Origin of the sequence: Cupriavidus sp. H39 (assembly GCF_050271075.1) — a bacterium.
Taxonomy (GTDB): domain Bacteria; phylum Pseudomonadota; class Gammaproteobacteria; order Burkholderiales; family Burkholderiaceae; genus Cupriavidus; species Cupriavidus necator_B.
Genome location: NZ_CP189848.1, coordinates 1,519,457 through 1,545,625, shown reverse-complemented (window position 1 = coordinate 1,545,625; position 26,169 = coordinate 1,519,457). Strand labels below are relative to the sequence as shown.

General features: G+C 67.3%; 24 protein-coding genes and 1 tRNA gene. 6 read left to right on the top strand and 19 right to left on the bottom strand.

Annotation, left to right across the window (positions count from 1 at the left end; all coding sequences use genetic code 11):
* Positions 1–30: 30 nt before the first annotated feature.
* From thrS to ACOCMH_RS22600, 5 genes are all read right to left on the bottom strand, one after another.
* The gene (gene thrS, locus ACOCMH_RS22620) at positions 31–1,938 is read right to left on the bottom strand and encodes a threonine--tRNA ligase (protein WP_427313099.1); all 1,908 of its coding nucleotides are present in this window, start codon (positions 1,936–1,938) and stop codon (positions 31–33) included.
* A 355-nt stretch (positions 1,939–2,293) separates the two neighbouring features.
* Positions 2,294–2,370 (bottom strand) — tRNA-Val (locus tag ACOCMH_RS22615).
* A gap of 21 nt (positions 2,371–2,391) precedes the next feature.
* Entirely contained in the window at positions 2,392–4,620 is a 2,229-nt protein-coding gene (locus tag ACOCMH_RS22610) for a RelA/SpoT family protein (protein ID WP_427313098.1), read from the bottom strand.
* A 15-nt stretch (positions 4,621–4,635) separates the two neighbouring features.
* Positions 4,636–4,998 carry a RidA family protein gene (locus ACOCMH_RS22605; RefSeq protein WP_116336675.1) on the bottom strand — a complete coding sequence of 121 codons (363 nt, stop codon included), beginning with the start codon at positions 4,996–4,998 and terminating at the stop codon, positions 4,636–4,638.
* A gap of 51 nt (positions 4,999–5,049) precedes the next feature.
* The gene (locus tag ACOCMH_RS22600; RefSeq protein ID WP_427313097.1) at positions 5,050–5,928 is read right to left on the bottom strand and encodes an alpha/beta fold hydrolase; all 879 of its coding nucleotides are present in this window, start codon (positions 5,926–5,928) and stop codon (positions 5,050–5,052) included.
* 217 nt (positions 5,929–6,145) lie between these two features.
* On the opposite strand from ACOCMH_RS22600, the gene ACOCMH_RS22595 reads away from it, so the two are divergent.
* Positions 6,146–6,922 (top strand): 3-hydroxybutyrate dehydrogenase, encoded by a 777-nt coding sequence (locus ACOCMH_RS22595; protein ID WP_427313096.1) that lies wholly within the window; start codon positions 6,146–6,148, stop codon positions 6,920–6,922.
* 23 nt (positions 6,923–6,945) lie between these two features.
* Positions 6,946–7,434 (top strand): DUF411 domain-containing protein, encoded by a 489-nt coding sequence (locus ACOCMH_RS22590; protein ID WP_427313095.1) that lies wholly within the window; start codon positions 6,946–6,948, stop codon positions 7,432–7,434.
* 239 nt (positions 7,435–7,673) lie between these two features.
* On the opposite strand, the gene ACOCMH_RS22585 is transcribed toward ACOCMH_RS22590, so the two are convergent.
* Both ACOCMH_RS22585 and ACOCMH_RS22580 read right to left on the bottom strand, forming a co-directional pair.
* Positions 7,674–8,312 carry a CoA transferase subunit B gene (locus tag ACOCMH_RS22585; protein ID WP_171517246.1) on the bottom strand — a complete coding sequence of 213 codons (639 nt, stop codon included), beginning with the start codon at positions 8,310–8,312 and terminating at the stop codon, positions 7,674–7,676.
* An 11-nt stretch (positions 8,313–8,323) separates the two neighbouring features.
* Complete coding sequence (locus tag ACOCMH_RS22580; RefSeq protein WP_427313094.1) at positions 8,324–9,025, bottom strand: CoA transferase subunit A; 702 nt, start codon at positions 9,023–9,025, stop codon at positions 8,324–8,326.
* A 170-nt stretch (positions 9,026–9,195) separates the two neighbouring features.
* Between ACOCMH_RS22580 and ACOCMH_RS22575 the strand changes: the two genes are divergently transcribed.
* Positions 9,196–9,741 (top strand): PAS and helix-turn-helix domain-containing protein, encoded by a 546-nt coding sequence (locus ACOCMH_RS22575; protein WP_171517248.1) that lies wholly within the window; start codon positions 9,196–9,198, stop codon positions 9,739–9,741.
* Between the two features lie 233 nt (positions 9,742–9,974).
* Here the strand turns inward: ACOCMH_RS22575 and ACOCMH_RS22570 are convergent, their stop codons facing one another.
* From ACOCMH_RS22570 to ACOCMH_RS22550, 5 genes are all read right to left on the bottom strand, one after another.
* Positions 9,975–10,376 carry an acyl-CoA thioesterase gene (locus ACOCMH_RS22570; RefSeq protein ID WP_427313093.1) on the bottom strand — a complete coding sequence of 134 codons (402 nt, stop codon included), beginning with the start codon at positions 10,374–10,376 and terminating at the stop codon, positions 9,975–9,977.
* Between the two features lie 52 nt (positions 10,377–10,428).
* Positions 10,429–11,457: a DctP family TRAP transporter solute-binding subunit gene (locus ACOCMH_RS22565; protein ID WP_427313092.1), complete on the bottom strand. Its 1,029-nt coding sequence runs from the start codon at positions 11,455–11,457 to the stop codon at positions 10,429–10,431.
* Positions 11,458–11,521: 64 nt separating this feature from the next.
* Positions 11,522–12,826, bottom strand: a complete 1,305-nt coding sequence (locus ACOCMH_RS22560; RefSeq protein ID WP_427313091.1) for a TRAP transporter large permease — start codon at positions 12,824–12,826, stop codon at positions 11,522–11,524.
* A complete protein-coding gene (locus ACOCMH_RS22555; protein WP_427313090.1) occupies positions 12,823–13,425 on the bottom strand; it encodes a TRAP transporter small permease in 603 nt (200 codons plus the stop codon). Before ACOCMH_RS22555 ends, ACOCMH_RS22560 begins: the two co-directional genes overlap by 4 nt.
* Positions 13,426–13,692: 267 nt before the next feature.
* Positions 13,693–14,478: an SDR family oxidoreductase gene (locus ACOCMH_RS22550; RefSeq protein WP_427313089.1), complete on the bottom strand. Its 786-nt coding sequence runs from the start codon at positions 14,476–14,478 to the stop codon at positions 13,693–13,695.
* Between the two features lie 340 nt (positions 14,479–14,818).
* Here ACOCMH_RS22550 and ACOCMH_RS22545 point away from each other — a divergent pair, with 340 nt between their 5' ends.
* The gene (locus tag ACOCMH_RS22545) at positions 14,819–16,507 is read left to right on the top strand and encodes a 4Fe-4S dicluster domain-containing protein (RefSeq protein WP_427313088.1); all 1,689 of its coding nucleotides are present in this window, start codon (positions 14,819–14,821) and stop codon (positions 16,505–16,507) included.
* A gap of 75 nt (positions 16,508–16,582) precedes the next feature.
* Here ACOCMH_RS22545 and ACOCMH_RS22540 read toward each other — a convergent pair whose 3' ends face one another.
* From ACOCMH_RS22540 to ACOCMH_RS22530, 3 genes are all read right to left on the bottom strand, one after another.
* The gene (locus ACOCMH_RS22540) at positions 16,583–17,629 is read right to left on the bottom strand and encodes a lipase secretion chaperone (protein ID WP_427313087.1); all 1,047 of its coding nucleotides are present in this window, start codon (positions 17,627–17,629) and stop codon (positions 16,583–16,585) included.
* Positions 17,616–18,728 carry an esterase/lipase family protein gene (locus ACOCMH_RS22535; protein ID WP_427313086.1) on the bottom strand — a complete coding sequence of 371 codons (1,113 nt, stop codon included), beginning with the start codon at positions 18,726–18,728 and terminating at the stop codon, positions 17,616–17,618. The genes ACOCMH_RS22540 and ACOCMH_RS22535 overlap by 14 nt, the downstream gene beginning before the upstream one ends.
* An 89-nt stretch (positions 18,729–18,817) precedes the next feature.
* Complete coding sequence (locus tag ACOCMH_RS22530) at positions 18,818–19,708, bottom strand: flagellar brake protein (protein WP_427313085.1); 891 nt, start codon at positions 19,706–19,708, stop codon at positions 18,818–18,820.
* A gap of 251 nt (positions 19,709–19,959) precedes the next feature.
* Between ACOCMH_RS22530 and ACOCMH_RS22525 the strand changes: the two genes are divergently transcribed.
* Both ACOCMH_RS22525 and ACOCMH_RS22520 read left to right on the top strand, forming a co-directional pair.
* Positions 19,960–20,676 (top strand): FadR/GntR family transcriptional regulator, encoded by a 717-nt coding sequence (locus ACOCMH_RS22525; RefSeq protein WP_427313084.1) that lies wholly within the window; start codon positions 19,960–19,962, stop codon positions 20,674–20,676.
* A gap of 37 nt (positions 20,677–20,713) precedes the next feature.
* On the top strand, positions 20,714–21,820 hold the full coding sequence (locus tag ACOCMH_RS22520) for an NAD(P)/FAD-dependent oxidoreductase (protein WP_427313083.1): 1,107 nt from the start codon (positions 20,714–20,716) through the stop codon (positions 21,818–21,820).
* Positions 21,821–21,872: 52 nt separating this feature from the next.
* Here the strand turns inward: ACOCMH_RS22520 and ACOCMH_RS22515 are convergent, their stop codons facing one another.
* From ACOCMH_RS22515 to ACOCMH_RS22500, 4 genes are all read right to left on the bottom strand, one after another.
* Positions 21,873–23,615: a hypothetical protein gene (locus ACOCMH_RS22515; protein ID WP_427313082.1), complete on the bottom strand. Its 1,743-nt coding sequence runs from the start codon at positions 23,613–23,615 to the stop codon at positions 21,873–21,875.
* Positions 23,616–23,725: 110 nt separating this feature from the next.
* Positions 23,726–24,652: an SMP-30/gluconolactonase/LRE family protein gene (locus tag ACOCMH_RS22510; protein ID WP_427313081.1), complete on the bottom strand. Its 927-nt coding sequence runs from the start codon at positions 24,650–24,652 to the stop codon at positions 23,726–23,728.
* Positions 24,621–25,442, bottom strand: a complete 822-nt coding sequence (locus ACOCMH_RS22505; protein WP_427313080.1) for an NAD-dependent epimerase/dehydratase family protein — start codon at positions 25,440–25,442, stop codon at positions 24,621–24,623. The genes ACOCMH_RS22510 and ACOCMH_RS22505 overlap by 32 nt, the downstream gene beginning before the upstream one ends.
* Positions 25,435–26,160 (bottom strand): ribonuclease activity regulator RraA, encoded by a 726-nt coding sequence (locus ACOCMH_RS22500; protein WP_427313079.1) that lies wholly within the window; start codon positions 26,158–26,160, stop codon positions 25,435–25,437. The genes ACOCMH_RS22505 and ACOCMH_RS22500 overlap by 8 nt, the downstream gene beginning before the upstream one ends.
* Positions 26,161–26,169: the final 9 nt, after the last annotated feature.

The following is a 26,169-nucleotide window of genomic DNA, read 5'->3' as shown; positions in this document are numbered from 1 at the left end:
GACAAAAAAACAAGCCGTGCTCATCACCCATCAGGCTTTGCTGGCGACGTCGTTTTGCAGACGCTCAACAAACGCGGAGACAGGCATTACACCCAGATCCACGTTGCCACGGGCACGCACGGCCACTTGATTGGCATCCCGCTCCTTGTCGCCCACTACCAGCAGGTAGGGGATCTTTTGAAGCGAATGCTCGCGGATTTTATACGTAATTTTCTCGTTACGCAAATCGGCCTTTGCCCTAAACCCTTGTTTTTGCAGCAATTGCACGACGCTTTCGGCGTATTCTGCCTGCGAATCCGCAATATTCATGACCACAACCTGGTCCGGGGCCAGCCATGCGGGCAGCGCGCCGGCGTGGTTTTCCAGCAGAATGCCCAGGAAGCGCTCGAACGAGCCCAGGATGGCGCGATGGAGCATCACCGGGCGCTTGCGCGAATTGTCCTCGGAGACGTATTCGGCACCCAGGCGTTCCGGCAGCACCAAGTCGAGCTGCAGCGTGCCGCATTGCCACGAGCGGCCGATCGCGTCCTTGATGTGGTATTCGACCTTGGGGCCATAGAAGGCGCCCTCGCCCGGCAGCTCTTCCCAGTCCACGCCGCAGGCGCGCAGCGCCAGGCGCAGGCCTTCCTCGGCATGGTCCCAGACCTCGTCCGAGCCGGCGCGCTGGTCCGGGCGCAGCGACAGCTTGACCTTCACATCCTTGAAGCCGAAGTCGTCATAGACCGAGAACGCCAGTTCGTTGAAGGCCTTGGCCTCGGCCACGATCTGCTCTTCCGTGCAGAAGATGTGCGCATCGTCCTGCACGAAGCCGCGCACGCGCATCAGGCCGTGCAGCGCGCCGGACGGCTCATTGCGATGGCAGGCGCCGAACTCGGCCAGGCGCAGCGGCAGGTCGCGGTACGAACGCAGGCCGTGGTTGAAGATCTGCACATGGCCAGGGCAGTTCATCGGCTTGATCGCGTAGTCGCGCTTCTCCGACTCCGTGACGAACATGTTCTCCTTGTAGTTCTCCCAGTGGCCGGATTTCTCCCACAGCGAACGGTCCATCACCTGCGGCGTGCGCACTTCGTCGTACCCGGCGTCCGTCAGGCGGCCGCGCATGTACTGCTCGACAGCCTGCCACACCTGCCAGCCCTTCGGATGCCAGAACACCATGCCGGGCGCCTCTTCCTGCAGGTGGAACAGGTCCAGCGTCTTGCCCAGCTTGCGGTGGTCGCGCTTCTCGGCCTCTTCCAGCATGTGCAGGTAGGCCTCCTGGTCTTCCTTCTTCGCCCAGGCGGTGCCGTAGATGCGCTGGAGCATCTCGTTGTTGGCGTCGCCGCGCCAGTAGGCGCCCGCCACCTTCATCAGCTTGAAGACCTTGAGCTTGCCCGTCGACGGCACGTGCGGGCCGCGGCACAGGTCGACGAAATTGCCTTCGCGGTACAGGCCGATTTCCTGGTCGGCCGGGATCGAGCCGATGATCTCGGCCTTGTACTTCTCGCCCATCGACTCGAACAGCGCCACCGCTTCGTCGCGGTTCCACACTTCGCGCGTGACTTTTTCGTCCTTGCGGGCCAGCTCCGTCATCTTCTTCTCGATGGCGGCGAGGTCTTCCGGCGTGAAGGGACGCTTGTAGGCGAAGTCGTAGTAGAAGCCGTTTTCGATCACCGGCCCGATCGTTACCTGCGCCTCCGGATACAGCTCCTTGACGGCATAGGCCAGCAAGTGGGCCGTGGAGTGGCGGATCACATCGACGCCGTCGGCATCCTTGTCCGTGACGATGGCCAGTCCCGCATCACGGTCGATCTTGTAGCTGGTGTCGACCAGCTGGCCGTCCACCTTGCCGGCCAGCGCGGCCTTGGCCAGGCCAGCGCCGATGCTTTGCGCCACTTCGGCAACCGTTACCGGGCCGGGAAACTCGCGGCGGGACCCGTCCGGCAGCGTGATTGCGATCATTTCGACTCTCCAGGTTCCGCCCGCGGCGTCTTGCGCGTGCGTGGGCGGATCAAACTGCATCTTGTGGCGCCGGCCCGCATGCCTGCGCGCTGGCGATCTGTTCTTTGTGCCCGCCTTGCCGCACGGGAAAGCCGGCAGCTTAGCAGGGCGCTGGCAGGCGACAGACGAAAAAAAACGCGGCCAAGGCCGCGTTTCTCTTTGTCAAACCCGATCCAACCGGGTCGAAGGCGCACCTCGACTACTGTCGCTTGCCAGCGGTAGTAGTTCGCGGTGTCATAACCATGGTGCCCTTCCGTTCCGTATGGGGTTGAATCGGACTTGCCGTACTGCTTTTTACTGCTTTACTGCAATTCGTTGGTAGGCTCGATTGGACTCGAACCAACGACCCCCACCATGTCAAGGTGGTGCTCTAACCAGCTGAGCTACGAGCCTAGCGAAGCCGCAAGTATAGCATCACTTTCTTTTCGCCTGCAAGACCCCCTGGACCTCTTCGATCAGCAGCAGCGCCCGTTGCAGCTGCGTGGCCTCGGAGACCTCGGCGGTGAACTGCATGCGCGCCACGCCCTTGCTGGACAGTGTCTTGACGCCGGTGACGTTGATCTTTTCGCGCGACAGCACTTCGGAGATGTCGCGCAGCAAGCCCTGCCGGTCGATGGCCTCGACATGGATGTCGACCGGGTAGACCGCGGCGTGGCTCTTCTGGCCCCACTCGGTCTGGATCACGCGTTCCGGCGCGCGTGCCGACAGCTGCTGGAAGGTATGGCAGTTGCGGCGATGGATCGACACGCCGCGTCCGCGCGTGACAAAACCGACGATCTCGTCCGGCGGCGCAGGCTTGCAGCAGCGCGACATCTGCGTCATCAGCGAATCCACGCCCACCACCAGCACGCCGCTCTTGGCGCCACGCGCCACGCTGGTGGCGCGGCTCTTCTTGGTGACGGCGTCTTCCTCGCTCAGCGGCGCCTGGACTTCGCCCTCAGGGTGGCGCAGCGCGTGCTCGACATGGCGCAGGCTGAACTCGTCCTTGGCCACCGCGGCGAACAGTTCGTCGGGCGTCTTGAAGTTCAGCCGCGTCGCCAGGTCTTCCAGCTTGACCGCGGTCTTGCCTTCGCGCTGCAGCGTCTTGTCGATCAGCGCGCGGCCCTGCGCGATGGTTTCCTGCGAGTCCATCGCGTTGAACCACGCGCGTACCTTGGCGCGCGCGCGGCTGCTGGCCAGGTAGCCCAGGTCGGCGTTAAGCCAGTCGCGCGACGGGCCGCCCTGCTTGACCGCGATGATCTCCACGGTCTGGCCGTTCTTGAGCGGCGTGTTCAGCGGCACCATGGTGCCGTCGACGCGCGCGCCGCGGCAGCGGTGGCCGAGGTCGCTGTGCAGGTAGTAGGCAAAGTCCACCGCGGTTGCGCCCTGCGGCAGCGCCACCACGCGCGCCTGCGGCGTCAGCACGTAGATGTGGTCGTCGATCGCGGCGTGCTTGATCTGCTCCCACGATTCGTCGTGCGCCACGCTGTGGTCGGCGTCGTCCTTCCACGCCAGCAACTGGCGCAGCCAGGCAATCTTCTCGTCATAGCGCTCGCTGGCGGAGAATTGCCCGGCATAGCCGCGGCTGCCCGCCTCTTTGTAGCGCCAGTGCGCGGCCACGCCGTATTCGGCGAAGTGGTGCATCTCGTGCGTGCGGATCTGCACCTCGAAGGCGCGGCCGTCATCGCCGATCACCACCGTGTGCAGCGACTTGTAGCCGTTGGCCTTGGGCCGCGAGATATAGTCGTCGAACTCGCGCGGGATCGGCTGCCAGATATGGTGGACGATACCCAGCACCGTATAGCAGTCCTTGATATCGTCGACGATCACGCGGAAGGCGCGCACATCGTACAGGTCGGCAAAATCCAGCTCCTTGCCCCGCATCTTTTTCCAGATGCTGTAGATGTGCTTGGGCCGCCCGCTGACCTCGGCGCGGATGCCGGCAGTGGCCAACTCGGACTGCAGCCGCGCGATCGCGCCGGCGATATAGCCCTCGCGCTCGATGCGCTTTTCATCCAGCAGCCTGGCGATGCGCTTGTAGGTATCGGGCTGCTCGAAGCGGAAGGCCAGGTCCTCCAGCTCCCACTTCATCTGCCAGATGCCGAGCCGGTTCGCAAGCGGCGCGTAGATGTCGAGCGTTTCGCGCGCCACGCCAGGCAATGGCGCCTGCTTGGTCTCGGCCAGCCAGCGCAGCGTCTGCAGCCGCGAGGCCAGCCGCACCAGCACCACGCGGATGTCCTGCGCGAACGCCAGCAGCATCTTGCGCAGCGCCTCGACCTGCTCGTGGCGCGCCTGCGCTTCGTTCTTTGACGGCGCGGCCGCTTCCACGTCAGGGCGATTGCCGGCAATGGCACCGATGCGCAGCAGCTGCCGCACGCCATTGACCAGCCGCGCCACTTCTTCGCCGAAGCGCGGCTCGATCTCGGCTTCGGTGCCGGGCACGAATGCCGCCAGACCGAACAGGCACGCGGCCGCACGCGCGGAATCGTCCACGCGCAGGCCGTCGAGGATGCGCAGCATCCCCTCCGCGTGCGACTGCACGGTCTCGCCCGTAGGCAGCGCCACGCCGGCGCCGTGCGCACGCACGTACGCCAGTGCGCGCTCAACCAGCTCGGTATCCGGAATGCCCGCGACCCGGCCAGCCAGGTCGGTCGACGTCACCATGTCACAGCGCCTGCATCAGTTGAGCGCAGCGGTCACCACCACTTCGATCAGGTAATCGGGATTGGCCAGGCGGGCTTCGACGGTGGCGCGCGGCGGCGTGTTGCCTTGCGGCACCCAGGCGTCCCAGACCTCGTTCATCGCGCCGATCAGGTCGATGTTGGTCAGGAAAATCTGGCACGACAGGATGCGGGTCTTGTCGCTGCCGGCCTCGGCCAGCAGGCGATCGATATGGCCGAGCACCTCGCGCGTCTGGCCACGGATATCGGCCTTGGGATCGACCTCGGGCACTTGCCCGGCCAGGTAGACCACGCCGTTGTAGACCGCGTATTCGGACAACCGCTTGCCCACGTGGGCGCGCTTCAGTTCAAGGTTACTCATGACAATGCGTTGATCGATAAAAAACAGGTCCGCCGCGAGATGCGCGCCAACTCACCCGACAAAGAACTGCCGGGCGATCGCGATCTGCGCCGGATCGACAAAGGTCGGGGCGTGCCCCACTTCCGGGACTTCGACCGCGCTCACATGCTTGCCGCGCGCCACCATCTCGGCCACGGTCTCGCGCAGCAGCAGGTCGGACTGCGCGCCGCGCACCACCAGCACCGGCGCTTCGATGGCCTCGAAGCCACGCCACAACGCGGCTTCGCCCGCCGCCACCGCTTCCGGCGTGGACTTGCGGAACGGCACCGCCAGCTGCGGATCGTAATGCAAGCCCCATTCCAGGCCATCGGCACCCTGCACCGGCTTGAGGATCGCGGCGTTGAGTTCACGCCACTGTTCCGGCGTGTGGCGCCCGAACGAAGCACTGATGGTCTGCAGGTACGCCAGCCCTTCCTCGAAGGTCTTGAAGCGTACCGGGAGCCCAAGGTAGGCGCCGATGCGCTCCACCGCCGACAGCGCAATCTTGGGGCCCACGTCATTGAGCAGCAGCTTGCGCACCGGCGAATTTGGCAACCCGGCCAGGCCCATGCCGATCAGGCCGCCCATCGAGGTGCCGAACCAGTCCACCTTCTCGACATTGAGCCGCGCAATCAGCGTGACCATGTCGGACACGTATTGCGGCACGATGTAGCCGTCGGGATTGGCCAGCCATCCGGAGCGGCCGCGCCCCACCACGTCGGGGCAGACCACGCGATAGTCGCCGCACAGTGCGCTGGCGACGGCGTCGAAGTCGCGGCCGGTGCGCGTCAGGCCATGCGCGCACACCAGCACGCGCGGATTGGCGGGGTCGCCCCACTCGTGGTAGGCCATGCGGTGCAGGCCCGCCGGACTGATGCACTGGACAAAACCGAGGCGCGGACTGGCAGACATCTGGACTCCCTGACGGACCGGCCGGGACCGCGAAAAAGCGGGCGCTGCCGGTAGATGAGCAAAACTGGATTGTACGCCGCACCGGGTACAATGCCACAGCACACCGTCTGCGCCACCGCACGCGCCACATGCTGGTGCGCGGTTGAGCCAGACCAGGCGGTACGGACCATCCGGGCCGCCTTTCCTTCCTGTGGAATCTCTCTCGACGGAGGCTTACATGCTCAAAGGCAAGACCGCTCTGGTGACGGGCTCGACCAGCGGTATCGGGCTCGGCATCGCAAAGGCACTGGCGGCCCAGGGCGCCAACATCATCGTCAACGGCTTTGGTGACGCGGACGCCGCAAAGAACGAAATCGCGCAGGCCGGCCAGGGCATCCAGGTCGGCTACCACGGCGCGGACATGAGCAAGTCGGCAGAGATCGAGGACATGATGCGCTATGCGCAGGCCGACTTCGGCGGTGCCGACATCCTGGTCAACAATGCCGGCATCCAGCATGTGGCGCCGATCGAGGATTTTCCCACCGAGCGCTGGGACGCCATCATCGCCATCAACCTGACCTCGGCCTTCCACACCACCCGCCTCGCGCTGCCCGGCATGCGCCAGAAGAACTGGGGCCGCATCATCAACGTGGCCTCGACGCACGGTCTGGTGGCGTCGGCACAGAAATCGGCCTACGTGGCGGCCAAGCACGGCATCGTCGGTTTCACCAAGGTGACCGCGCTGGAAACCGCACAGACCGGCGTGACCGCCAACGCGATCTGCCCGGGCTGGGTGCTGACGCCGCTGGTGCAGAAGCAGGTCGAAGCACGCGCGCAGAAGGAAGGCATCCCGGTCGAGCAGGCCAAGCGCGAACTGGTGCTGGAGAAGCAGCCCTCGGGCGAGTTCGTCACGCCCGACGAGCTGGGCGCGCTGGCCGTGTTCCTGTCGTCCGACGCGGCCCGCCAGGTGCGCGGGGCAATCTGGAACATGGATGGCGGCTGGGTCGCGCAATAAGGCCGCAGCACCAGGAGCAACGAATGCAACGACGACGTTTTCTCGGCACCCTGGGCGCGCTGGCGCTCGGCACGCTCGCCGTGGGCGTGCTCGGGCCCGCGGCCGATGCGCTTGCGCAAGCCAAAGCCCCGGCCATCGAGGTCTACAAGAGCCCGCTGTGCGGCTGCTGCGAGGATTGGGTCAAGCACCTGCGCGCCAATGGCTTCGCCGTGACGGTGCATGACGTCGAGGATACCGGCGACTACCGCAAGCGCTTCGGCATGCCGGAGCGCTTCGGTTCCTGCCACACCGGCTACATCGGTGGCTATGCGATCGAGGGGCACGTGCCTGCCGCCGATATCCGCAAGCTGCTGGCCGCCAAACCGAAGGCGGTCGGGCTGGCGGTACCAGGCATGCCGGTCGGCTCGCCGGGCATGGAACAGGGTCCGCGCAAGGATCCCTTCGACGTGCTGCTGGTCAAGGCCGACGGCGCGGCCTCGGTGTTCACCCGCTACCACAAGCCGGCGGCCTGACGCGCCGCCCCGCCGGATGCGCGCTCGCGCGTCCGGCCTGCCCTACACCCCCGCAAGGCGTTCCAGCGCCGCTTCGCCTTCCCGCCATACCGACGCGGTCTCGCCCTCGGTGCATTCGCGGTGGTGGCGCTTGACCGCCCGCACGGCCGATCCGCGTAGCCAGGTCCCAGGACACCAAATGAAAAAAGCCCTGTGGCGCAATGCGCCACAGGGCCTGCCAGGCAATGCCGTACGCTTGCTTACAGCAGCGGCGCCCCGGTCTTCGCCTGGATTTCCTCGCGGCTGACGCCCGGTGCGGTTTCAACCAGCTTCAGGCCGTCCGCGGTCACGTCGATCACACCGAGGTCGGTGATGATGCGGTTTACCACGCCCACGCCGGTCAGCGGCAGGTTGCACTGCTTCAGGATCTTGATGTCCTCGGTGCCGTCCTTCTTCTTGGCGGTGTGTTCCATCAGCACCACCACGCGGCCGACGCCCGCGACCAGGTCCATCGCGCCGCCCATGCCCTTGACCATCTTGCCGGGGATCATCCAGTTGGCCAGGTCGCCCTTCTCGCTGACCTGCATCGCGCCCAGGATCGCCAGGTTGATGTGGCCGCCGCGGATCATCGCGAACGAGTCGGCCGACGAGAAGATCGACGAGCCCGGCAGCGTGGTTACGGTCTGCTTGCCGGCGTTGATCATGTCGGCGTCGACCTCGGCCTCGGTCGGGAACGGGCCGATGCCGAGCAGGCCGTTCTCGGATTGCAGCCACACTTCCATGCCTTCCGGCACCCAGTTGGCCACCAGCGTCGGCAGCCCGATGCCCAGGTTGACGTAGAAACCGTCCTGCAGCTCGGCCGCGGCGCGCGCGGCCATTTCGTCACGTGTCCATGCCATGATGGGTCTCCTTAGCTGGCCGCGCGCACAGTGCGCTGCTCGATGCGTTTCTCGGGGTTGGCGTTGAGCACCAGGCGCTGCACGAAGATGCCGGCCAGGTGGATCTCGTCCGGATCGAGTTCACCGGTCTCGACGATCTGCTCGACCTCGGCCACGGTGACCTTGCCCGCCATCGCGCACATCGGGTTGAAGTTGCGCGCGGTGCGGCGGAACACCAGGTTGCCGGCCTTGTCGGCCTTCCAGGCCTTGACCAGCGCGACGTCGGCGGTCAGCGAGCGTTCCATCACGTACTTCTCGCCGTCGAATTCGCGGATTTCCTTGCCTTCGGCGACGATGGTGCCGACACCGGTCTTGGTGAAGAAGGCCGGGATGCCCGAGCCACCGGCGCGCAGCTTTTCGGCCAGCGTGCCTTGCGGGGTGAATTCCAGCTCGAGTTCGCCGGCCAGGTACTGGCGCTCGAACTCCTTGTTCTCGCCCACGTAGGACGAGATCATCTTGCGGATCTGGCGCGTGGCCAGCAGCAGCCCCAGGCCGAAGCCGTCGACGCCGGCGTTGTTGGAGATGCAGGTGAGCTGCCCGGCGCCGCTGTCACGCAGCGCGGCGATCAGCGCCTCGGGGATGCCGCACAGGCCGAAACCGCCCACAGCGATCGTCTGGCCGTCGCGGACGACGCCTGCAAGCGCTTCTGCGGCGCTGGCGTAGACCTTGTTCATGCTTCGCTCCTTCCTCGGTAGTCCCTGTCGATCTCCCCGCCAGCGGGTGGTGCGGCGGGCGACGCAGGGAAATTGTAACGGTACAATCGGCGACGGGCGCCGGTTCTCGTCCGACCGACAGCATACGCAAGCACAGCCGGCTACGCCATTACGTAAAAATACATAAGCAGATGCCCGCTATCGACTACCAGACCGCCTTCCAGCTCGCCCCCGTGGGCCTGGTGCTGTCACGCGAGCGCGTGATCGAGGACTGCAACGAAGAGGTCTGCCGCATCTTCGGCACCACGCGCGAGGCGCTGCTCGGCCAGTCGTTCCAGGTGCTCTACCCCACCGCCGACGAGTTCGAGCGCACCGGCGCGCGCATCGCGCCGATCATGAACAAGCATGGCATGTATTCGGACGAGCGCATCATGAAACGCGCCGGCGGGGAATTGTTCTGGTGCCACGTCACTGGCCGGGCGCTGGAACGCACGCAGCCGCTGGGCGCCGGGATCTGGACTTTCGAAGACCTGTCGCAGAAGCGCCAGGTCACCGCCGAACTGACCGCGCGCGAACGCGAGATCGCGGCGCAACTGGTGGAAGGCAAGACCAGCAAGCAGATCGGCAAGCTGCTGGCGATCAGCCCGCGCACGGTCGATATCTATCGGGCGCGGTTGATGAAGAAGTATGGGGCGAGTACGTCGGTGGACCTGGTGCAGCGATTGGTGCACCACTGACTCAACCCACACGCGAAAAAGGAAGAGCGGTGTTGGGTGCTCCCATGCCGCCCGAACTCGCCCAAGCAAGGTGTTCTCCCTCTCCCCTCATGGGAGAGGGCCGGGGTGAGGGGTGGGCTAGCGAGGAACCCGATCAAGCGAAGCCAATTGTTTTAACCCACGGGCCTCAGCCTTTGAGCCTCCTGCCCTCACCCCCTGCCCCTCTCCCGCAAGCGGGAGAGGGGAGCAAACCGTCAGCCTTCGACGACCTCCCGGATCTCCGCCGGCACCGGCACCGATTTCTCCAGCGCGTAATCGCACCACACCACCTTGGCCCCGCCCTCGGCCCACACCACATCGGGCATGTCGGTGCGACGGATCTCCATGCGCGTCTCGAAGCTGGTGCGCCCCAGCTGCCCGGCATAGACCCGGCATTCGATCTCGCCCGGATAGCGCAGCTGCTTCAGGAAGGTCATGTGCGCATTGATGATGACCGGCCCCTGCCCTTGCGCATCCTTGCCGCCGCGACCAAGCGACGCGAACCACTCGATGCGCGCCTGCTCCAGGTACTGGAAATAGACGGTGTTGTTGACATGGCCCATCGCGTCCATGTCGCCCCAGCGGATCGGCATCACGGCCGTATAGACGTGTTTCATCTCAGCCTCCAACGCAACAGGCCCGCCGATGCCGGCGGGCCTGCCTGGTGATTTAGCGCTTGGCGATCGCGCCTTCTGCCTTGGTGACGAGGTCGGTGCCGATCTGCTTCTTCCACTTGTCGTAGACCTTGGCGGTGGCCTTGCGGAAGGCGTCATGCTCGGCCGGGGTCAGGTGCGTGACCTTGACGCCGTGCGCCTCCATGTCCTTCCACGCGGGCGCGCCGGCCTCGGCCAGCCCCTTGCGGGCCAGGGCGATTTCCTGCTTGCCGGCATCGATGGCGGCCTGCTTGACGATCTCGCGGTCGGCCGGGGTCCAGCTTTCCCAGATCTGCTTGTTGACCACGAAGATCAGCGGATCCGCCACGTAGCCCCAGGTGGTGACAAACTTCTGGCCCACCGTGTACAGCTTGGCGGCGGCAAACACCGACTGCGGGTTCTCCTGGCCGTCGACCGCGCCCGAGGCCATCGCCGGCTGGGCATCGGCCCAGCTCATCTGGGTCGGGTTGGCGCCCAGCGCGTTGAAGGTTTCGATATACAGCGGCGAACCGACCACACGCAGCTTCATGCCCTTGAGGTCTTCCGGCTTGCGGATCTCGCGCTTGGAATTCGACACCTCGCGGAAGCCGTTCTCGCCCCAGGCCAGCGGCACCACGCCGGCCTTCTCCAGCGTGGCGAAGATCGACTTGCCGACCTCGCCCTGCGTGAGCGCGTCGAGCGCCTTGTAGTCGGGCATCAGGAACGGCAGCGAGAACAGGTTCAGTTCCTTGACCTGCGGCGACCAGTTGATGGTCGAGCCCACCGCCATGTCGATCACGCCCTGGCGGATCGCCGAGAATTCGCGGGTCTGGTCGCCGGCCACCAGCGAGGTGCCCGGGTACAGCTTGATATTGATGCGGCCGTTGGTGCGCTGCCTGACCAGGTCGGCCCAGATCTCGCCGCCCTTGCCCCACGGGAAGGCCGGGCCGAGCACCAGCGACATCTTGTACTCGGACTTGTAGGTCTGGGCCATCGCGCCGGCGGGGGCGAAGGCGGAAGCGGCAATGGCAGCGGCCGTTGCAAGCATCAGGGCACGACGTTTCATTTCATCTCCTCGGGGGAAAAGCGTCAGTTCTTGTTGGTGAATGCAAAGAAGAAGTCCACGGCGATCAATAGCCGAGGTAGTCAGGCAGCCACGTCGCCAGCGGCGGATAGGCCAGCACCATCAGCATGGCGATAAACATCGCCAGCAGCATCCAGATCACCCAGGGCACGGTTTCTTCCATGCGCACGCGGGCAATCCGGCACGACACCATCAGGTTCACGGCCAGCGGCGGCGTGAACTGGCCCAGCGCCACCTTCAGCGTCAGCACCACGCCGAACCACACCGGGTTCCAGTGGAAGGCATTGGCGATCGGCAGCAGCAGCGGCACGAAGATCAGGAAGATCGAGATGCCGTCGAGGAACATGCCCACCGTCATCAGCAGCAGCACGATCAGCGCCAGCACGCCGTACTCGCCCAGCCCGGAGTTGGAGATCGCCTGCGCCAGCGGGTCGATCACGCCCAGCGTCGACAGCGCGTAGGCGAAGATGCCGGCCAGCGCCACCACCAGCAGGATCACCGCGGAGGTCTCGGCGGCTTCCTGGAAGATCACGAACAGGTCCTTCATGCCGATGCTGCGGTACACCACCATGCCGACGAACAGGCCATAGACCACCGCCACCACTGCGGCCTCGGTCGGCGTGAACCAGCCGGCGCGCATGCCGCCCAGGATCAGGAACGGCGCCACCAGGCCCCACGCGGCCTCGCGCAGGCTCTTCCAGAACGGTGGCCGCGGCAGCGCGGCCTCGGCGGCGCCCATGTTGTGCTTGCGCGCCAGCCACACCGCCGGCACGATCAGCGCGATGCCGGCCAGCACGCCCGGGATCATGCCGGCGGCGAACAGCGCCGGCACCGAGGCGCCCGGCACCAGTACGCTGTAGATGATGAAGGCCACCGACGGCGGGATCAGGATATCTGTGGCCGCGGCCGCGCCGACCACCGCCGCGCTGTACGAGCCGGGATAGCCCGCGCGCGACATCGCCGCGATCATCACCCCGCCCACCGCGGCCGCGTTGGCCGGGCCGGAGCCGGAGATGCCGCCGAGGAACATCGCCACCAGGATCGCCACCAGCGGCAGCATGCCGGGGCCGCGGCCGACGATGGCAATGGCAAACGTCACCAGCCGCTGCGCCACGCCGGAGCGGTCGAAGATCGAGCCCACCAGCACGAACATCGGGATCGCCAGCAGCGGATACTTGGCCAGGCCGGCATAGAAATTCTGCGGCACCGCCAGCAGGCCGAACATCTGCGTATCGAGATTGGACAGGCCGATCGCAACCAGGCCGCCCAGGCCCAGCGACACGCCGATCGGCACGCCCAGCAGCATCAGGCCGATAAAGACCACGAACAGGATGATGGCAACCAGGGTCATGGCGCACGCTCCGACTGTGCACCCTTGCCGGCATGCAGCGCCTTGAGCGCGCGCACGTTGCGCGCCATCAGGGCCAGCGCGCGCAGCGCGATCCCGGCCGACAGCACCGGCAGCCAGACCGAGTACCACCAGCTTGGCACGCCGATGCCCGGCGAGGTCTCGCCGAAGGTGTATTCGTCCCAGGTGATGCGCGCGCCCAGCACAGCCAGCGCGATAAACATCACCGCCACCGCCAGCGCCGACAGGATCGCCAGGCGCCGCTGCCGCGCGGCGCTGCCGCGTTCGAAGAAGAATTCGATGCGGATATTGCGGTCGCGCGCCACCGCGGCGCTGCCGGCCACCAGCGCCAGCACGATCATCAGGAAGACCGAGAACTCCTCGGTCCAGGCAAACGACTCGTCGGTGAAATAGCGGACCACCACGTTGGCGAAGGTGATGCCGACCAGCAGCACCATCACGATCACGCCAATCCAGTCCTCGAGGCGGGGCGATACCCGGAATTCAGCGTCCTGCGCTTCGTCGGCGGCCTGCGGGATCACCGCGGAATCGACGACGTGTTGCGGCACGGCATTGCGCCGTGCCTCTTCTTGTTGCTCCATCTCCCCGGCCTCCGGTCCGGGCCGCTCGGGCCATGCGGCCACCGCGGCGTATTTTTACTTGTATGTAAAGACTTAATCTGCAGACATGGCGGATTATGCCAAGACTGGCCTGCCACGCACGAAATTTCTGAAGATTGACGCGTGCTGACGACGGCGCGCCCGCGGGGACCGGATCAGCCTAGGGTTGGCGGTCAGGCATCCCGCGGCGCTTTTGGCGCGTGGGCGGGATGCAGGGGGCCTTGCGCCCCCGGTGTCAGCGCGCCAGGCTCAGACCATGCCGTCGTCAGCGGTGATGACCGCACCGTTGATGAACTGGGACTGGTCCGAGGCCAGCAGCAGCAACAGGCCATCGAGGTCTTCCGGCTTGCCCAGGCGCTTGCGCGGCAGCATCTGGATCAGCTTCTGCCCGGCGTCCGAGTCCCAGTGGTGATGATTGATATCGGTATCGATATAACCCGGGCAGATAGCGTTGGAATTGATGCCATGGCGCGCCCATTCCAGTGCCATGGCCTTGGTCATCTGCACCACGGCCGCCTTGCTCATGCAATAGACGCCGATCTGCGACAGCACCTTCAGCCCGGCCACCGAAGCGATATTGACGATGCGCGCCTGCGGCAGCGGACTGCCGTTGCGCTCGGCACCCTTGGCGCGCGCGATCATGCGCTTGGCCACTTCCTGGGCGACGAAAAAGGCGCCGCGGGTGTTGGTATCGAAGACGAAATCGAAGTCTTCCGGGGCCACCTCGGTCAGCTTCTGCGTGGTCGACACGCCGGAGTTGTTGACCAGGATATCGATGGCGCCGGCTTCGGTCTCGGCGTGCGCCACCGCGGCGCGGATGCTGTCCGGGTCGGTCACGTCCAGGCGCACCACGTGGGCGCTGCCGCCCTCGGCCTCGATCGCGGCGCGCAACTCCTTGAGCCGCTCGGTGCGGCGCGAGGCCAGCACCACCTTGGCGCCGGCGGAAGCGAGCACCGTGGCGAAACGCGAGCCCAGCCCGCTCGAGGCGCCGGTCACCAGCGCCACCTTGCCTTCCAGATTGATCGACAAACCCATGATTACCTCTTGTGCGGGAGCCCCTCCGGCCTCTTCGGGAGCAGAAGGCAGCATATCAAAAAAAAGAACGACCGTTCCAAAAAAATCCTTGCCTGTGGGTGGCGAGTCCCGGACAATGCCGGAGATTCTAAGAACTTGGCCCGCAAAGGGAAAGAGGGAAAACGCGCGATTCGGACGCCTACCGGTGCCGTTCCCGCGCGGTTCGAAACCGAAAACGCCGCCAACTCCCCGGCGGTTTCCCCGGTGGCTCCCCGCCGCGCCGGGCCGGGCTCTCAGCACAACGATCACCGCATTTCCCACAATTGCCAGCTAGCAGCAAAGAAACAGAGGGTTAGAGACAATGGATCAGCAACAGCTCCTGGAGCAGTTCGGCCCGCGCGAAGCCATGGAATACGACGTGGTCATCGTCGGCGGCGGCCCCGCCGGCCTGGCCACGGCCATCCGCCTGAAGCAACTCGCGCAGGAGAAAGGCGCCGACGTCAACGTGTGCGTGCTGGAAAAGGGCTCCGAGCCCGGCGCGCATATCCTGTCGGGCGCCATCATGGATCCGCGCGCGCTCAATGAGCTGATCCCGAACTGGAAGGAACTGGGTGCGCCGCTGAACCAGGCGGTCACCGAAGACAAGTTCCTGTTCCTGAACGAAAGCGGCTCCAAGGGAACCCCGAACGCCCTGCTGCCCGAGTGCTTCCACAACGAAGGCAACTACATCGTCAGCCTGTCGAACTTCGTGCGCTGGCTGGGCCAGCAGGCCGAGGCGCTCGGCGTCGAGATCTTCCCGGGCTTCCCCGCTGCCGAGGTGCTGTACAACGAAGACGGCTCGGTCAAGGGCGTGGCCACCGGCAATATGGGCATCAACAAGGAAGGCGAGCCCACCGAGAACTTCCAGCTGGGCATGGAGCTGCATGCCAAGTACACGATCTTCGCCGAAGGCGCGCGCGGCCACCTGGGCAAGCAGCTGATCGAGAAATTCGGCCTCGACACCGGCAAAGATCCGCAGAGCTACGGCATCGGCCTGAAGGAACTGTGGGAAATCGATCCGGCCAAGCACAAGCCCGGCCTGGTGGTGCACACCGCCGGCTGGCCGCTGGATCCGGCGACCTACGGCGGCTCGTTCCTGTACCACATGGAAGACAACAAGGTCGCGGTCGGCTTTGTGGTCGGACTGGACTACACCAACCCGTGGCTGTCGCCGTTCGAGGAATTCCAGCGCTTCAAGACCCATCCGGAAATCCGCCAGTACTTCGAAGGCGGCAAGCGGCTGTCGTACGGCGCGCGCGCCATCACCGCCGGCGGCCTGCTGTCGCTGCCCAAGACCGTATTCCCGGGCGGAGCGCTGGTCGGCTGCGATGCTGGCTACCTGAATGCATCGCGCATCAAGGGCAGCCACGCCGCGATCAAGACCGGCATGCTGGCCGCCGAGGCCGCCTATGACGCGCTGCAGGCCGGCCGCCAGCACGACGAGCTGAGCGCCTACCCGGCCGCGTTCGAGCAGAGCTGGTTGTACAAGGAGTTGCTGCAGGCCAAGAACTTCAAGCAGTGGTTCAAGAAGGGCCGCACCACCGCCACGCTGATGACCGGCATCGAGCAATGGCTGCTGCCCAAGCTGGGCATCCGCAACCCGCCCTGGACCATCCACCGCGTCAAGCCGGACCATGTCTACCTGAAGCCGGCGGCCGAGTGCCAGAAGATCGATTACCCGAAGCCGGATGGCAAGCTGACTTTCGACCGCCTCAGCTCGGTCTTCATCAGCAATACCAACCATGAAGAAAACCAGCCGGCGCACCTGACACTGAAGGATGCCAGCGTGCCCGTCGACATCAACTGGGACAAGTACGCCGGCCCCGAGTCGCGCTACTGCCCGGCCGGCGTGTATGAGTTCGTGCTGGACGAGGCCTCCGGCAAGGAGCGCCTGCAGATCAACGCGCAGAATTGCGTGCACTGCAAGACTTGCGACATCAAGGACCCGACCCAGAACATCGTCTGGGTGACGCCGGAAGGCGGCGGCGGCCCGAACTACGTCGGCATGTAAGCCGGCCGCAGAGCGCGCTGGCAAGCGAAGACGGCACCGGATCCCCGGTGCCGTTTTTTTTGGCGGCGGCGTTCGTCAGCGCGCCTGCCGCCGCGCCGCCATCGCCTGGTCGACCACCTCGGCCTGCAGCGCCTCGCTGCGGCTGGCGAAGGCCTGGCTGCGCAGCAGGTCGAGCTGCTGGCGCCGGTCCTGCGCGGACAGCCCCGGAAAGGCCTCGAGCTGCGCCCGGCGCGCGGCGTAATCGTCGTAGCGCTGTTGCCACGATTGCTCGGCCTGCGCCTGCTGCTGGTAGCGCTGCGCCACCTCCGGGCCGTACGCCTGCGCCAGCGCCGCACCGATATCCTGGGCGCTGCGCCCGGCTACCTCCAGCTCGGCGATGGTGGCGCTGATCGCCTGCGGGCGCGCGCTGGCTTGCCGCGCCGCGCGCACGGGCTCGGGCAGCGTGGCGTCGAGGTCAGCCAGCCGTTGCCGGCGCTGCGCGTCATCCAGGCCGGGCTGCGCGGCGATCTCGAGCCGCGCCAGCATGGCTTCGTCATAGGCCTGCTCATCGCCGAACCAGGCCTGCGCGACCTCGGGCAGCCAGCGCTGCCGCGCCGCATTGCGCTGCGCCAGCAGCGCGCGCAGCTGCTGCAGCTGCTGCGCATCGAGTGTCCCGCCCGCATCGGCCAGCGGCTTGCGCGCGGCCTGGGGCCGTACTTCAGCCAGATACGCCACGTAGCGCCGCCACAGTTGCCAGGCCTGCCCCGCCGCGGGCTGCGGCACGCGGCGGCGGATATCGTCATGCACCAGCGGCTCGAGCGCATCGATGCCGCCGGCGTCGTGGCGCGCGCTGAGAAAATAGTCGAAGTAAGTGCGCAGCGCGCGCGTCAGCCGCAGGTTGCCCGCGGCATCGGCTTCGGGACCCGCCGGCATCTCCACGCCGGACAGCGATGGCCACGCGGAAACGCCGGCGCGCACGGCCTCCACTGACGGCGCGGCCGGACGCGCGGCGACGACCGCTGCCGGGCGCGGCGGCACCGGCGGCTGGCCCGACGGTGCCGTCAGAACGTACACCGCTGCCGCCGCGGCGCCGGCCGGCAGCAAGGCCAGCCAGAGCCGCGGCAAGCGTTCAGAGCTGGTCATTGCGCAGGCGGTTGGCGTGGTTGAGGATGACCGTGCGCGGATCGACATCCTGGTACAGGCCGGCCATCTGGTTGACCTCGTCGAGATGGTTCCAGTAATAGCCGGTGGCCAGCACCCGGCCCCACTTGCTGCTGCAGACCGAGACCAGTCCGTCGTTGGCGCCGGCACCCTTCAGCGCCATCAGCCCCGCCGAGGTCGACATCATCACCGTGGACGGGTCCAGCAGGTTGGAGCGCAGCAGGCTGAGCGGGCCGCCCTGCCCGGTCCACGAATAGGCGGCCTGGACATGGGTGACGAGGTTGCCCGCGGCGTCGCGCGCCTGGCGCTGCTCCGCGGCAGCGCCGGCGCTATCGCAGTCCGGCCCCAGCGCCGACGGCGTGCCCGGCACCAGCGTGGCATCGAGCCGCGCATTCTGCTCGGCGGCGCCGCGCGTGCTGAGGACCTTGAGCGAGGCCAGCGCATCCTGGTCCAGCGCCTGCCCGTTGCTGATGCCGTTGAACCAGCCGACCGTATCGAATACGCCCTGGATGATGCCGACCAGCACCGGGCCGGCGATCGGGATATTGCCGACGCCCTGGATCAGGTCGAGCACGGTGTCGGCCACTTCGCTGCCGCGGTGCGGGCTGCCGATGGTGGTGACCGAGGCCACGTCCTGCGGCGACATCGCCGCCAGCACGCGCGAGGTGGGCCCGCCCTGGCTATGGCCGATCAGGTTGACCTTGTCGGCACCGCTGTCCAGCTTGACCGCGCGCACATAGGCCTGCAGCGCCAGCGCGCGCTCGGCATCGCTGTTGAACGACGGCACCGTGGCCACGTAGACCCGCGCGCCATGGGCTCGCAGCACTTCGGGAATGCCATACCAGTAGTCGAGCACGCCGGCCATCTTCGCCGCGCCGGTCAGGCCGTGGACCAGCACGATCGGGTAGCGCGTCCTGGCGTAGTCGCCGTCCGCGGCGACAGCGGGCGCTGGCTGCGCCAGCATGGCCGCCGCGGCCAGCGCCGCGGCGGTGCCTGCAAGTCTGCGCAGCGGGTTGCGGGTCTGCTGTGCGCCGGCTACGGGCGCGCGTGGCCCGCACGGGTGGTGTCCGCCATGCTCCATCTGGTCTCCTCGGTGGTGGGTCTTTTTATGTTGGAAGCAGTAAAGACGGCCCGCCGCGAGGAGACAATCAAAACATTAGCGGATTCCCTCTAAACGGCCGCTACCGCGGCGGGCTGCACGGGCATGCGGGTGGTGGCCAGCAGCTGTTCGTAGATGTAGCACTGCAGCAGCGTCAGTTCGCGCTCGGCCAGCACATCGAAGGCCACGCCGAACGCCGGGAACTCGGCATCTTCGCCGGCTGCGCCGGACGGCGCGACGCGGACCCAGCCATCGATCACCACCTCGCTGTCCAGCGATGCGGTACGCAGATTGAAGCGCAGCCGCACGCGGGTGCCTGGCGCGGGTGCCGGGGTGGTGGTCTGCACCAGCGCGCCGCCGGTGCTGAGGTCGGACAGCAGGGACAGGCGCGCGGCGCTGCTGCCGATGCCGTCGTCGTCGCCGGGTTCGGTCAGGTAGGCGGCCAGGCGGGTCGGCACGCGCGCCGCCTTGCGCACCGGCGTCGCGTGCTGCTGTACCGGCGCGGACAGCACCAGGTAACGGAACGGGCTGCGACACACGGCGGTGATGGTCGACGCAAAACTGTGGATGGCGTGCCCGGAGAAGCCGCGCAGCAGCACGGCGTCGCCGGCCTTCAGCGGCAGGTCGCGCCCGCCCAGTTGCGGCCAGGTGACAAAGAGACCTTGCTCGATAAAGCCGATCAGGCGACTGGCGGCCGGGCGCGCGGCCGCGCCATCGAGCTTGACGTGCAGCAGCGTGCCGACCTGCAGGCCGAGCGGCCCGGTGGCGGGGCGCAGGTCGTCGTCGGCGTCGTCGGCGCCGCTATCGTCGCGGCAGACCGTGCCGTGGCGGAACACCAGCGCCAGGTCGCGCGCATCGGGAATGATGTTGCCGCTGCCAAGCACCAGGTTGCCCTCGCCATCTAGCAATGACCAGGGCAGCGGGTGGCCGACGGGAAGATCGTTAGGGGTGAGCTGGATCATGGCTGTTTGCAGTTGGCCCGGGCATGAACGCCCAGGGGCACACGACGAGCCCGGGACGGCGCAAAAACTCAGGCACGGGCTCCGCCACCTGTATTGGGCTTCTATCGGCGTCCGCGCGCGGAAGTTTAGTCCGGCGCGATAGACACCGAAGCCGTATGTGTAGCATCGATTACTCGCGGCAAGCTTGACGCGTGGCAAAGCTGGGGACAAAATGGCGCAATGCTGTCAGACAGCCTGACATATTGATCGACATGACCACGCTCCTGCCCCGCCCGGCTTCGCTTGCCACCCGTATCGCGCAGACCCTGCACGACGATATCCTCGCCGGCCGCTATGGCGCGGGCGCCCGGCTGCCGTCCGAGTCCGCGCTGGCCGATGGCTTCGGCGTCAGCCGCCCCATCGTGCGCGAGGCCATCGCCCAGTTGAAGGCCGACGGCGTGCTCGTTACCCGCAAAGGCTCCGGCGCCTATGTGTCCGAGACCCCCGGCGGCCAGGCCTGGCGCGTGGCCAGCGCGCCCGATGGCGGCCCGACGCTGGCGCAGCTGTTCGAGCTGCGCCGGGTGGTGGAAACCGCCTGCGCGGAAATGGCGGCGCAGCGTCGCACCGGCGCCGACGTCGAGGCGATCCGCGCCGCGCTGGCGGCGATGCAGGCGCAGGCCGACGGGCACGGCGACATGGCCAGCGCCGCCGCCGCCGACATGGCGTTCCACCATGCCATTGCCGAAGCCGCGCACAACCCCTGCTTTACCGGCCTGACGGATTTCGTCGGCCAGCAGATGCTGGCCGCGCGGCAGCGCGCGTGGGAGAACACCGCACGGCTGAGCGCCGCCACCGGCGCGCCGCGCGCGGCCGACCACGAGCATGCCGCGCTGGCCGCGGCCATTGCCGCCGGCGACGCCGCCGCGGCGCGCCACGCCGCGCAGCAACACCTCGCGGCGGCCGCCACGCGCCTGGGCCTGCCGGCCTGAGCCCCCATTCATCGAGACCCCTGCAGCAAGGAACAACATGGAAACAGTGGATTGCGTCGTGATCGGCGCCGGCGTGGTGGGACTGGCGGTGGCGCGCGCGCTGGCGCTGCAAGGCCGCGAAGTCATCATCCTCGAGGCCGAGAATGCCTTCGGCACCATCACCAGCGCGCGCAACAGCGAGGTCATCCATGCCGGCATCTACTATCCGGCCGGCTCGCTGAAGGCGCAGCTGTGCGTGCGCGGCAAGGCCATGCTGTATGACTACTGCGCCAGCCGCCACGTCGCGCACCAGCGCTGCGGCAAGCTGATCGTCGCTACCAGCGAGGCCCAGGTGGCCACGCTCGAAGGCATCCGCGCCAAGGCCGCTGCCAATGGCGTCGACGATCTGCGCCTGCTCAGCCGCGCCGAAGCCCAAGCGCTGGAGCCGCAACTGCAGTGCCATGCGGCGCTGCTGTCGCCGTCGACCGGCATCGTCGACAGCCATGGCCTGATGACGGCGCTGCTGGGCGATGCGGAAAACGCGGGCGCGATGCTGGCGGTGCAGTCGCCGGTGCTGGGCGGCGCGGTCACGGCGGACGGCATCCGGCTGGAAATCGGCGCGGAGGACGGCAGCGCCACCACGCTGCTGGCGCGCACGGTGGTGAATTCGGCGGGGCTCACGGCACCGGAACTGGCGCGCCGCATCGACGGCATGCCCGCGGCCCATATCCCGCCGCAGTACTACGCCAAGGGCTGCTATTTCACGCTGGCCGGCCGCGCGCCATTCTCACGGCTGATCTATCCCGTGCCGGAGGCGGCCGGACTGGGCGTGCACCTGACCATCGACCTGGGCGGCCAGGCGCGCTTCGGTCCCAATGTGCGCTGGATCGACGAGATCGAATACGGCGTGGATCCGGCTGACGCGGACGGTTTCTATGACGAGGTGCGCCGCTACTGGCCGGGGCTGGCCGACGGCGCGCTGCAGCCCGGCTATGCCGGCATCCGCCCCAAGATCAGCGGCCCGCACGAAGCGGCGGCGGATTTCCGCATCGACGGCCCGGTCGTGCACGGCGTGCCGGGGCTGGTTCACCTGTTCGGCATCGAATCGCCGGGGTTGACCTCGTCGCTGGCGATTGCCGAGCGGGTCTGCGCCGCGCTGGGCTGAAGCGCGCCGCGGCGCCGGGTGCCACCTGACCCGACGCCGCCCCGGCCGCTTGCTAGCGCAACGCGCCTTCGATGACCCGCGCGTCGACCACCAGCGCAGGCCAGTCGGCCACCGGCACCGACAGCGTCACGGCCCCGGGCGCATTGGCGGAGATGCTGCCGGCGGGCATGTCATAGACGCGGCCATCCATCATGTCGACGTAGCGCGGTGCGGCGCCGGTCGCCGCCATGCCGCCGAAGCCGATCCCATTGCATGACACCTGCACCACCGCGCGCGGCTCGGCCGTGTCGGCCACCGGCAAGCGGGTCATTTTCCAGACCCCGATCACGGTCGCGTCCACGCCACCCTTGCGCTGCCGCCAGGCATGGGCGGTATAACCCGCGGGCGCGGTGCAGCCGTGGGCGGGTACCGGCTCCATGCGGCTGTCGAACAGCGCGGTCACATTCTGGAAGGCGCCATAGACGATCTTCTTGCCGCCAATGCGCTGGTCGCCATTCAGGAACGGCGTATCGAGGTTGGGATCCCACACCCCGGTGGTGAGCAGCCCCTTGGTGTTCTTGGCATCGTTGTAGTGCAGGTCCGAGATCGTGAACATGCTGGTCTCGATGCCGCGCGCGAGATCGCCGAGGACGCGGCGCAGGTTGTACTTGGCCTGGTTCTTCTCGGTCCACGCCTTGGTGCCGTTGTCGCACATCGCATAGGTCATGCACGGCGTCGACGGCGCGCCGTTCTCGTCCATGCGCGGCTTGAAGCCGTAGCCCCGCACCAGCGCCAGGAAGTTGTCCATGCTGCGCGCATCCCACGGATTCTGGTCGTAGTCGACGCTGGTCGTGTACGGATGGAACGCCACGTAGACGTCCTCCGACGGCACCGTGGGCCCCTTGTTGTCATAAAAATACTTGAGCGACGTCAGGATGTAGTTGCGCGCGTCCTGCACCTCGGCCGAATCATTGCAGTTCTCCAGGCACGACAACGCGTAATGCACGGTGTACCACGAGCCGATCGTCAGCTTGGCATTGGGCTGGATCTGCTTGATAAGCTTTGCCGTCTCCACGATCAGGGTCTTGTAGGTGTCGAGGTCCTTGGTGGGCTCGTTCCAGATCTGCCAGTCGGTGACCTTGTCCTTGTACCGCGTCACCGTGGCGGCGACGAACTGCAGGAAGCGCGCCTTGCCCGCTCCGGTCGGGAAGCTGCCGCCGAGACCCGCGCCGCCGCAGTCGGTACAGCCCGCGCGCACGTTGCCATAACCCAGGAACACCATGGGCTCGTGCTTCTGCTCGAGGGCGCCGTCGACGATCTCGTCGAGCTTGGCGAAGTTGTAGGTGGCGGGCGTGGTGATGACCTGTTCGATGTCGTTCCAGCCAGACTGGATGCGCACGCGGGTGGTGCCGAGCGGATTCAGATACTCGCGCCAGTTCGCAAACACGCTGAAGTTGCGGTCCGTGGTCTCGCCGCCGATCATCAGGTGGCTGGTCAGGCCCTGTGCCCGTAATTCGGCGCTGGTGCGCGGCTGGATGCGGCCGAGCAGCGTGTAGCCAGGCTCGGCGACCGGCGCGAGCGCGGCATAGCTGGCCGGATCGGCGTCCAAAATGGCGCGCGTTGCAGCGCTGACCGGGGGATTCAGCGCCGGCTTGTCGGGCGCGGGCTGCGACGCCGCGGGCGGCGGCTCGGCCGGCCGCGTGGCGCCGGCGGTCGGGGGCGGCCCGGCCTCGGCCGGGTCATCGCCGCCACAGGCGGCCAGGGCCAACGCCAGGCTCACTGCCCCGGCCAGTCTTACGTAGTTGCGAATCTTCATGCTGCTCCTCTTTGTGGTTGTAGTAGTACCGCCGCGCGCCGTCCTCCGGCGCCGCCACCGCGGTACCGGATCGCAACCCACAGCGACACGAAGAAACGATTGGTGCGCCGCTACGTCAGCCGCAGGCGGACCGTTGCCGGCGCGTCCGCGGCCAGCACGTCCGCCAGCTGGAACAGCTGCCCGTCCTCGGGCCTGATGTCCTCGGGCGCCCATTGCGGACGCACCAGCGACGTGACGAAGACCGAGCCGCGCGGGCCCGGGCAAACCATGCTGGGCGCCTGGCATGGCAGCGCCAGCGTGCGGATGCGCGCGCCGGTGGGCGCATAGACGTTGATGCAGCCGGCCGACACGCCGGCCGACCAGTAGTTGCCGTGCGCGTCGATAAAGGCCCCGTCGGGCCGGCCGATGCCCTCGCCGGCGGTGACCCATGGGGTGATCTCGGCAAGCGTGCCGCTTTGCGGCTGCCAGCGCGCCCGGTACACCACCCCGGCCTTGCTGTCGGAGAAGTGGAAGGTTTGCCCGTCGACCGACCAGGCAAAGCCGTTGGCGATGTGCAGGCCGTCCAGCAGCACGCGGCAGCCGTGTTGCCGATGCCAGGCGTGGAGCTGTCCGGTTGGCCCCGCCGCGCCCGAGTCGTCCATCGACCCGAACACGAACCAGGAACCGCAGGGGGACACGCGCCCTTCGTTGAGCCGGTTGTGCGGACGATCCGGCTCCGGCAGCGCCAGGGTGCGCAATGATGCGCGCGCGGGGTCGAAGATCGCCAGTTCGTCGCGCAGGGCCAGGATGATGCTGCCATCGGCGCACAGGCCATGCGCGCCCACCGGCTTCGGCAGCGCCCAGGTGGTCAGCGTTGCCGATGCCGGATCCAGCGCGTGGAGCGCGGGCGCGCGCACGTCGATCCAGGTCAGGCGCCCATCGGACCAGATCGGGCATTCGCCCACGCGGTTGGCGACCCGGAACTGGCGCCACGCCAGCCCTTGCGCGGTGCGGCCTGCCAGCGACTCAACGGTCGACGTCGAAACCGGAACGATCACGATTGAACTCCGCCGCGGCAAAGTCGCCGCCCTGGAAATGTTCTGCCAGCGGGTCATTGCTGACCTTGTGCTGCAGCGCCTCGCGATAGCGGTCGGCCGAATCCTGTGGCCGGTAGCCGAGTGCATGGGCGCGCGCGTTGTCCCACCAGCTCGCGGCGTTGTCCGACACGCCATAGACGATGGCCTCGTCGTAGTCGGCGTCCATGCCGACACGCACCAGCTGCGCCAGGTCGCGCGGGCTGATCCAGTGCGCCAGCATGCGTGCGTCGAGCGGCTCGGGCGAGCAGTGGCCGATGCGCATGCCGAAGCCCTTCAGGCCGAACTTCTGCGCATACAGGCCCGCCACCGCTTCCATGAACACCTTGGACACGCCATAGCGCGAATCCGGCCGCGGCAGGTCGTCGCTGCCGACCGTAGTGGCGCGCGGATACAGGCCCATGGCATGGTTGGAACTGGCGTAGAGGATGCGCTGCACCCCCGCCGCGCGCGCCGCCTCCCACAGGTTGGCGACGCTGGTGACGTTGGCCGGCAGGATCACGTCCCATGCGGCTTCACGCGGATAGCCGGCAAAGTGGACCACCATGTCGGCGCCGGCGAGCAGCGCGGGCAGCTGGCCGGCATCGTCCAGCGCGCACTGGAAAGCGCGCTCGTTGACGGCCTGCGGCGTGACGGGCCGCACGTCGCAGAGGCGCACCTCGCGGCACGCGGACGCCAGCATCGGCCGCACATGCTGCGCCAGGCGTCCCGCCGCGCCAGTCAGCACCACAATCGGCAAGCGCGGCTCAGGCATAGCGGTGGCTCTCCTGCGCCTGCCATTGCGCGTATTCCTGCTGCAGGGCCGGGTCGAGCAGCGGATACAGCCCGGGCAGGGCCGCGCCGGCCAGGATCTTCTGGTTGACCCAGTCCTCGTACATGGTCTGCCCGACCGCTTCGCGCGCGACCTCTTCGGCCAGGTGCTGCGGGATGCAGACGATGCCCTCGGCATCGGCCACCATGATGTCGCCGGGATAGATGCTGACGCCGGCGCAGGCAATCGGCAGCTGCAGGTCGACGGCATGGTGCCGGATCAGGTTGGTCGGTGCGGACGGACGCGTGTGCCAGGCGGGGAAGTTCATCGCCGCGATCTCTGGGCTGTCGCGGAAGCCGCCGTCGGTGACCACGCCGGCACCGCCGCGATGCCACAGCCGGGTGATCAGCAGGTTGCCGGACGACGCCGCGGTGGCGTCGCCGCGGCTGTCCATCACCAGCACATGGCCGGCCGGGCATTCTTCGATGGCCACGCGCTGCGGATGGCGCGGATCCTCGAACGCCGTGATCGCGTCGAGATCCTCGCGCGCCGGGATATAGCGCAGCGTGAACGCGGGTCCGACGAAGCGGCACGCCGACGGATTGAGCGGCTTGAGCCCCTGCAGGAACACATTGCGGAAGCCGCGCTTGAACAGGATGGTGGTCAGCGTGGCGGTGGATACGCGCAACAGGATGTCGCGCGAGGCATCGGACAGAGTCATGGAAGGGTC

What these genes read in the sequence shown, in the direction of transcription:
- thrS (WP_427313099.1), bottom strand. Translation starts at nt 1,938, where the DNA reads ATGATCGCAATCACGCTGCCGGACGGGTCCCGCCGCGAGTTTCCCGGC.
- ACOCMH_RS22610 (WP_427313098.1), bottom strand. Translation starts at nt 4,620, where the DNA reads ATGGTGACGTCGACCGACCTGGCTGGCCGGGTCGCGGGCATTCCGGAT.
- ACOCMH_RS22605 (WP_116336675.1), bottom strand. Translation starts at nt 4,998, where the DNA reads ATGAGTAACCTTGAACTGAAGCGCGCCCACGTGGGCAAGCGGTTGTCC.
- ACOCMH_RS22600 (WP_427313097.1), bottom strand. Translation starts at nt 5,928, where the DNA reads ATGTCTGCCAGTCCGCGCCTCGGTTTTGTCCAGTGCATCAGTCCGGCG.
- ACOCMH_RS22595 (WP_427313096.1), top strand. Translation starts at nt 6,146, where the DNA reads ATGCTCAAAGGCAAGACCGCTCTGGTGACGGGCTCGACCAGCGGTATC.
- ACOCMH_RS22590 (WP_427313095.1), top strand. Translation starts at nt 6,946, where the DNA reads ATGCAACGACGACGTTTTCTCGGCACCCTGGGCGCGCTGGCGCTCGGC.
- ACOCMH_RS22585 (WP_171517246.1), bottom strand. Translation starts at nt 8,312, where the DNA reads ATGGCATGGACACGTGACGAAATGGCCGCGCGCGCCGCGGCCGAGCTG.
- ACOCMH_RS22580 (WP_427313094.1), bottom strand. Translation starts at nt 9,025, where the DNA reads ATGAACAAGGTCTACGCCAGCGCCGCAGAAGCGCTTGCAGGCGTCGTC.
- ACOCMH_RS22575 (WP_171517248.1), top strand. Translation starts at nt 9,196, where the DNA reads ATGCCCGCTATCGACTACCAGACCGCCTTCCAGCTCGCCCCCGTGGGC.
- ACOCMH_RS22570 (WP_427313093.1), bottom strand. Translation starts at nt 10,376, where the DNA reads ATGAAACACGTCTATACGGCCGTGATGCCGATCCGCTGGGGCGACATG.
- ACOCMH_RS22565 (WP_427313092.1), bottom strand. Translation starts at nt 11,457, where the DNA reads ATGAAACGTCGTGCCCTGATGCTTGCAACGGCCGCTGCCATTGCCGCT.
- ACOCMH_RS22560 (WP_427313091.1), bottom strand. Translation starts at nt 12,826, where the DNA reads ATGACCCTGGTTGCCATCATCCTGTTCGTGGTCTTTATCGGCCTGATG.
- ACOCMH_RS22555 (WP_427313090.1), bottom strand. Translation starts at nt 13,425, where the DNA reads ATGGAGCAACAAGAAGAGGCACGGCGCAATGCCGTGCCGCAACACGTC.
- ACOCMH_RS22550 (WP_427313089.1), bottom strand. Translation starts at nt 14,478, where the DNA reads ATGGGTTTGTCGATCAATCTGGAAGGCAAGGTGGCGCTGGTGACCGGC.
- ACOCMH_RS22545 (WP_427313088.1), top strand. Translation starts at nt 14,819, where the DNA reads ATGGATCAGCAACAGCTCCTGGAGCAGTTCGGCCCGCGCGAAGCCATG.
- ACOCMH_RS22540 (WP_427313087.1), bottom strand. Translation starts at nt 17,629, where the DNA reads ATGACCAGCTCTGAACGCTTGCCGCGGCTCTGGCTGGCCTTGCTGCCG.
- ACOCMH_RS22535 (WP_427313086.1), bottom strand. Translation starts at nt 18,728, where the DNA reads ATGGAGCATGGCGGACACCACCCGTGCGGGCCACGCGCGCCCGTAGCC.
- ACOCMH_RS22530 (WP_427313085.1), bottom strand. Translation starts at nt 19,708, where the DNA reads ATGATCCAGCTCACCCCTAACGATCTTCCCGTCGGCCACCCGCTGCCC.
- ACOCMH_RS22525 (WP_427313084.1), top strand. Translation starts at nt 19,960, where the DNA reads ATGACCACGCTCCTGCCCCGCCCGGCTTCGCTTGCCACCCGTATCGCG.
- ACOCMH_RS22520 (WP_427313083.1), top strand. Translation starts at nt 20,714, where the DNA reads ATGGAAACAGTGGATTGCGTCGTGATCGGCGCCGGCGTGGTGGGACTG.
- ACOCMH_RS22515 (WP_427313082.1), bottom strand. Translation starts at nt 23,615, where the DNA reads ATGAAGATTCGCAACTACGTAAGACTGGCCGGGGCAGTGAGCCTGGCG.
- ACOCMH_RS22505 (WP_427313080.1), bottom strand. Translation starts at nt 25,442, where the DNA reads ATGCCTGAGCCGCGCTTGCCGATTGTGGTGCTGACTGGCGCGGCGGGA.
- ACOCMH_RS22500 (WP_427313079.1), bottom strand. Translation starts at nt 26,160, where the DNA reads ATGACTCTGTCCGATGCCTCGCGCGACATCCTGTTGCGCGTATCCACC.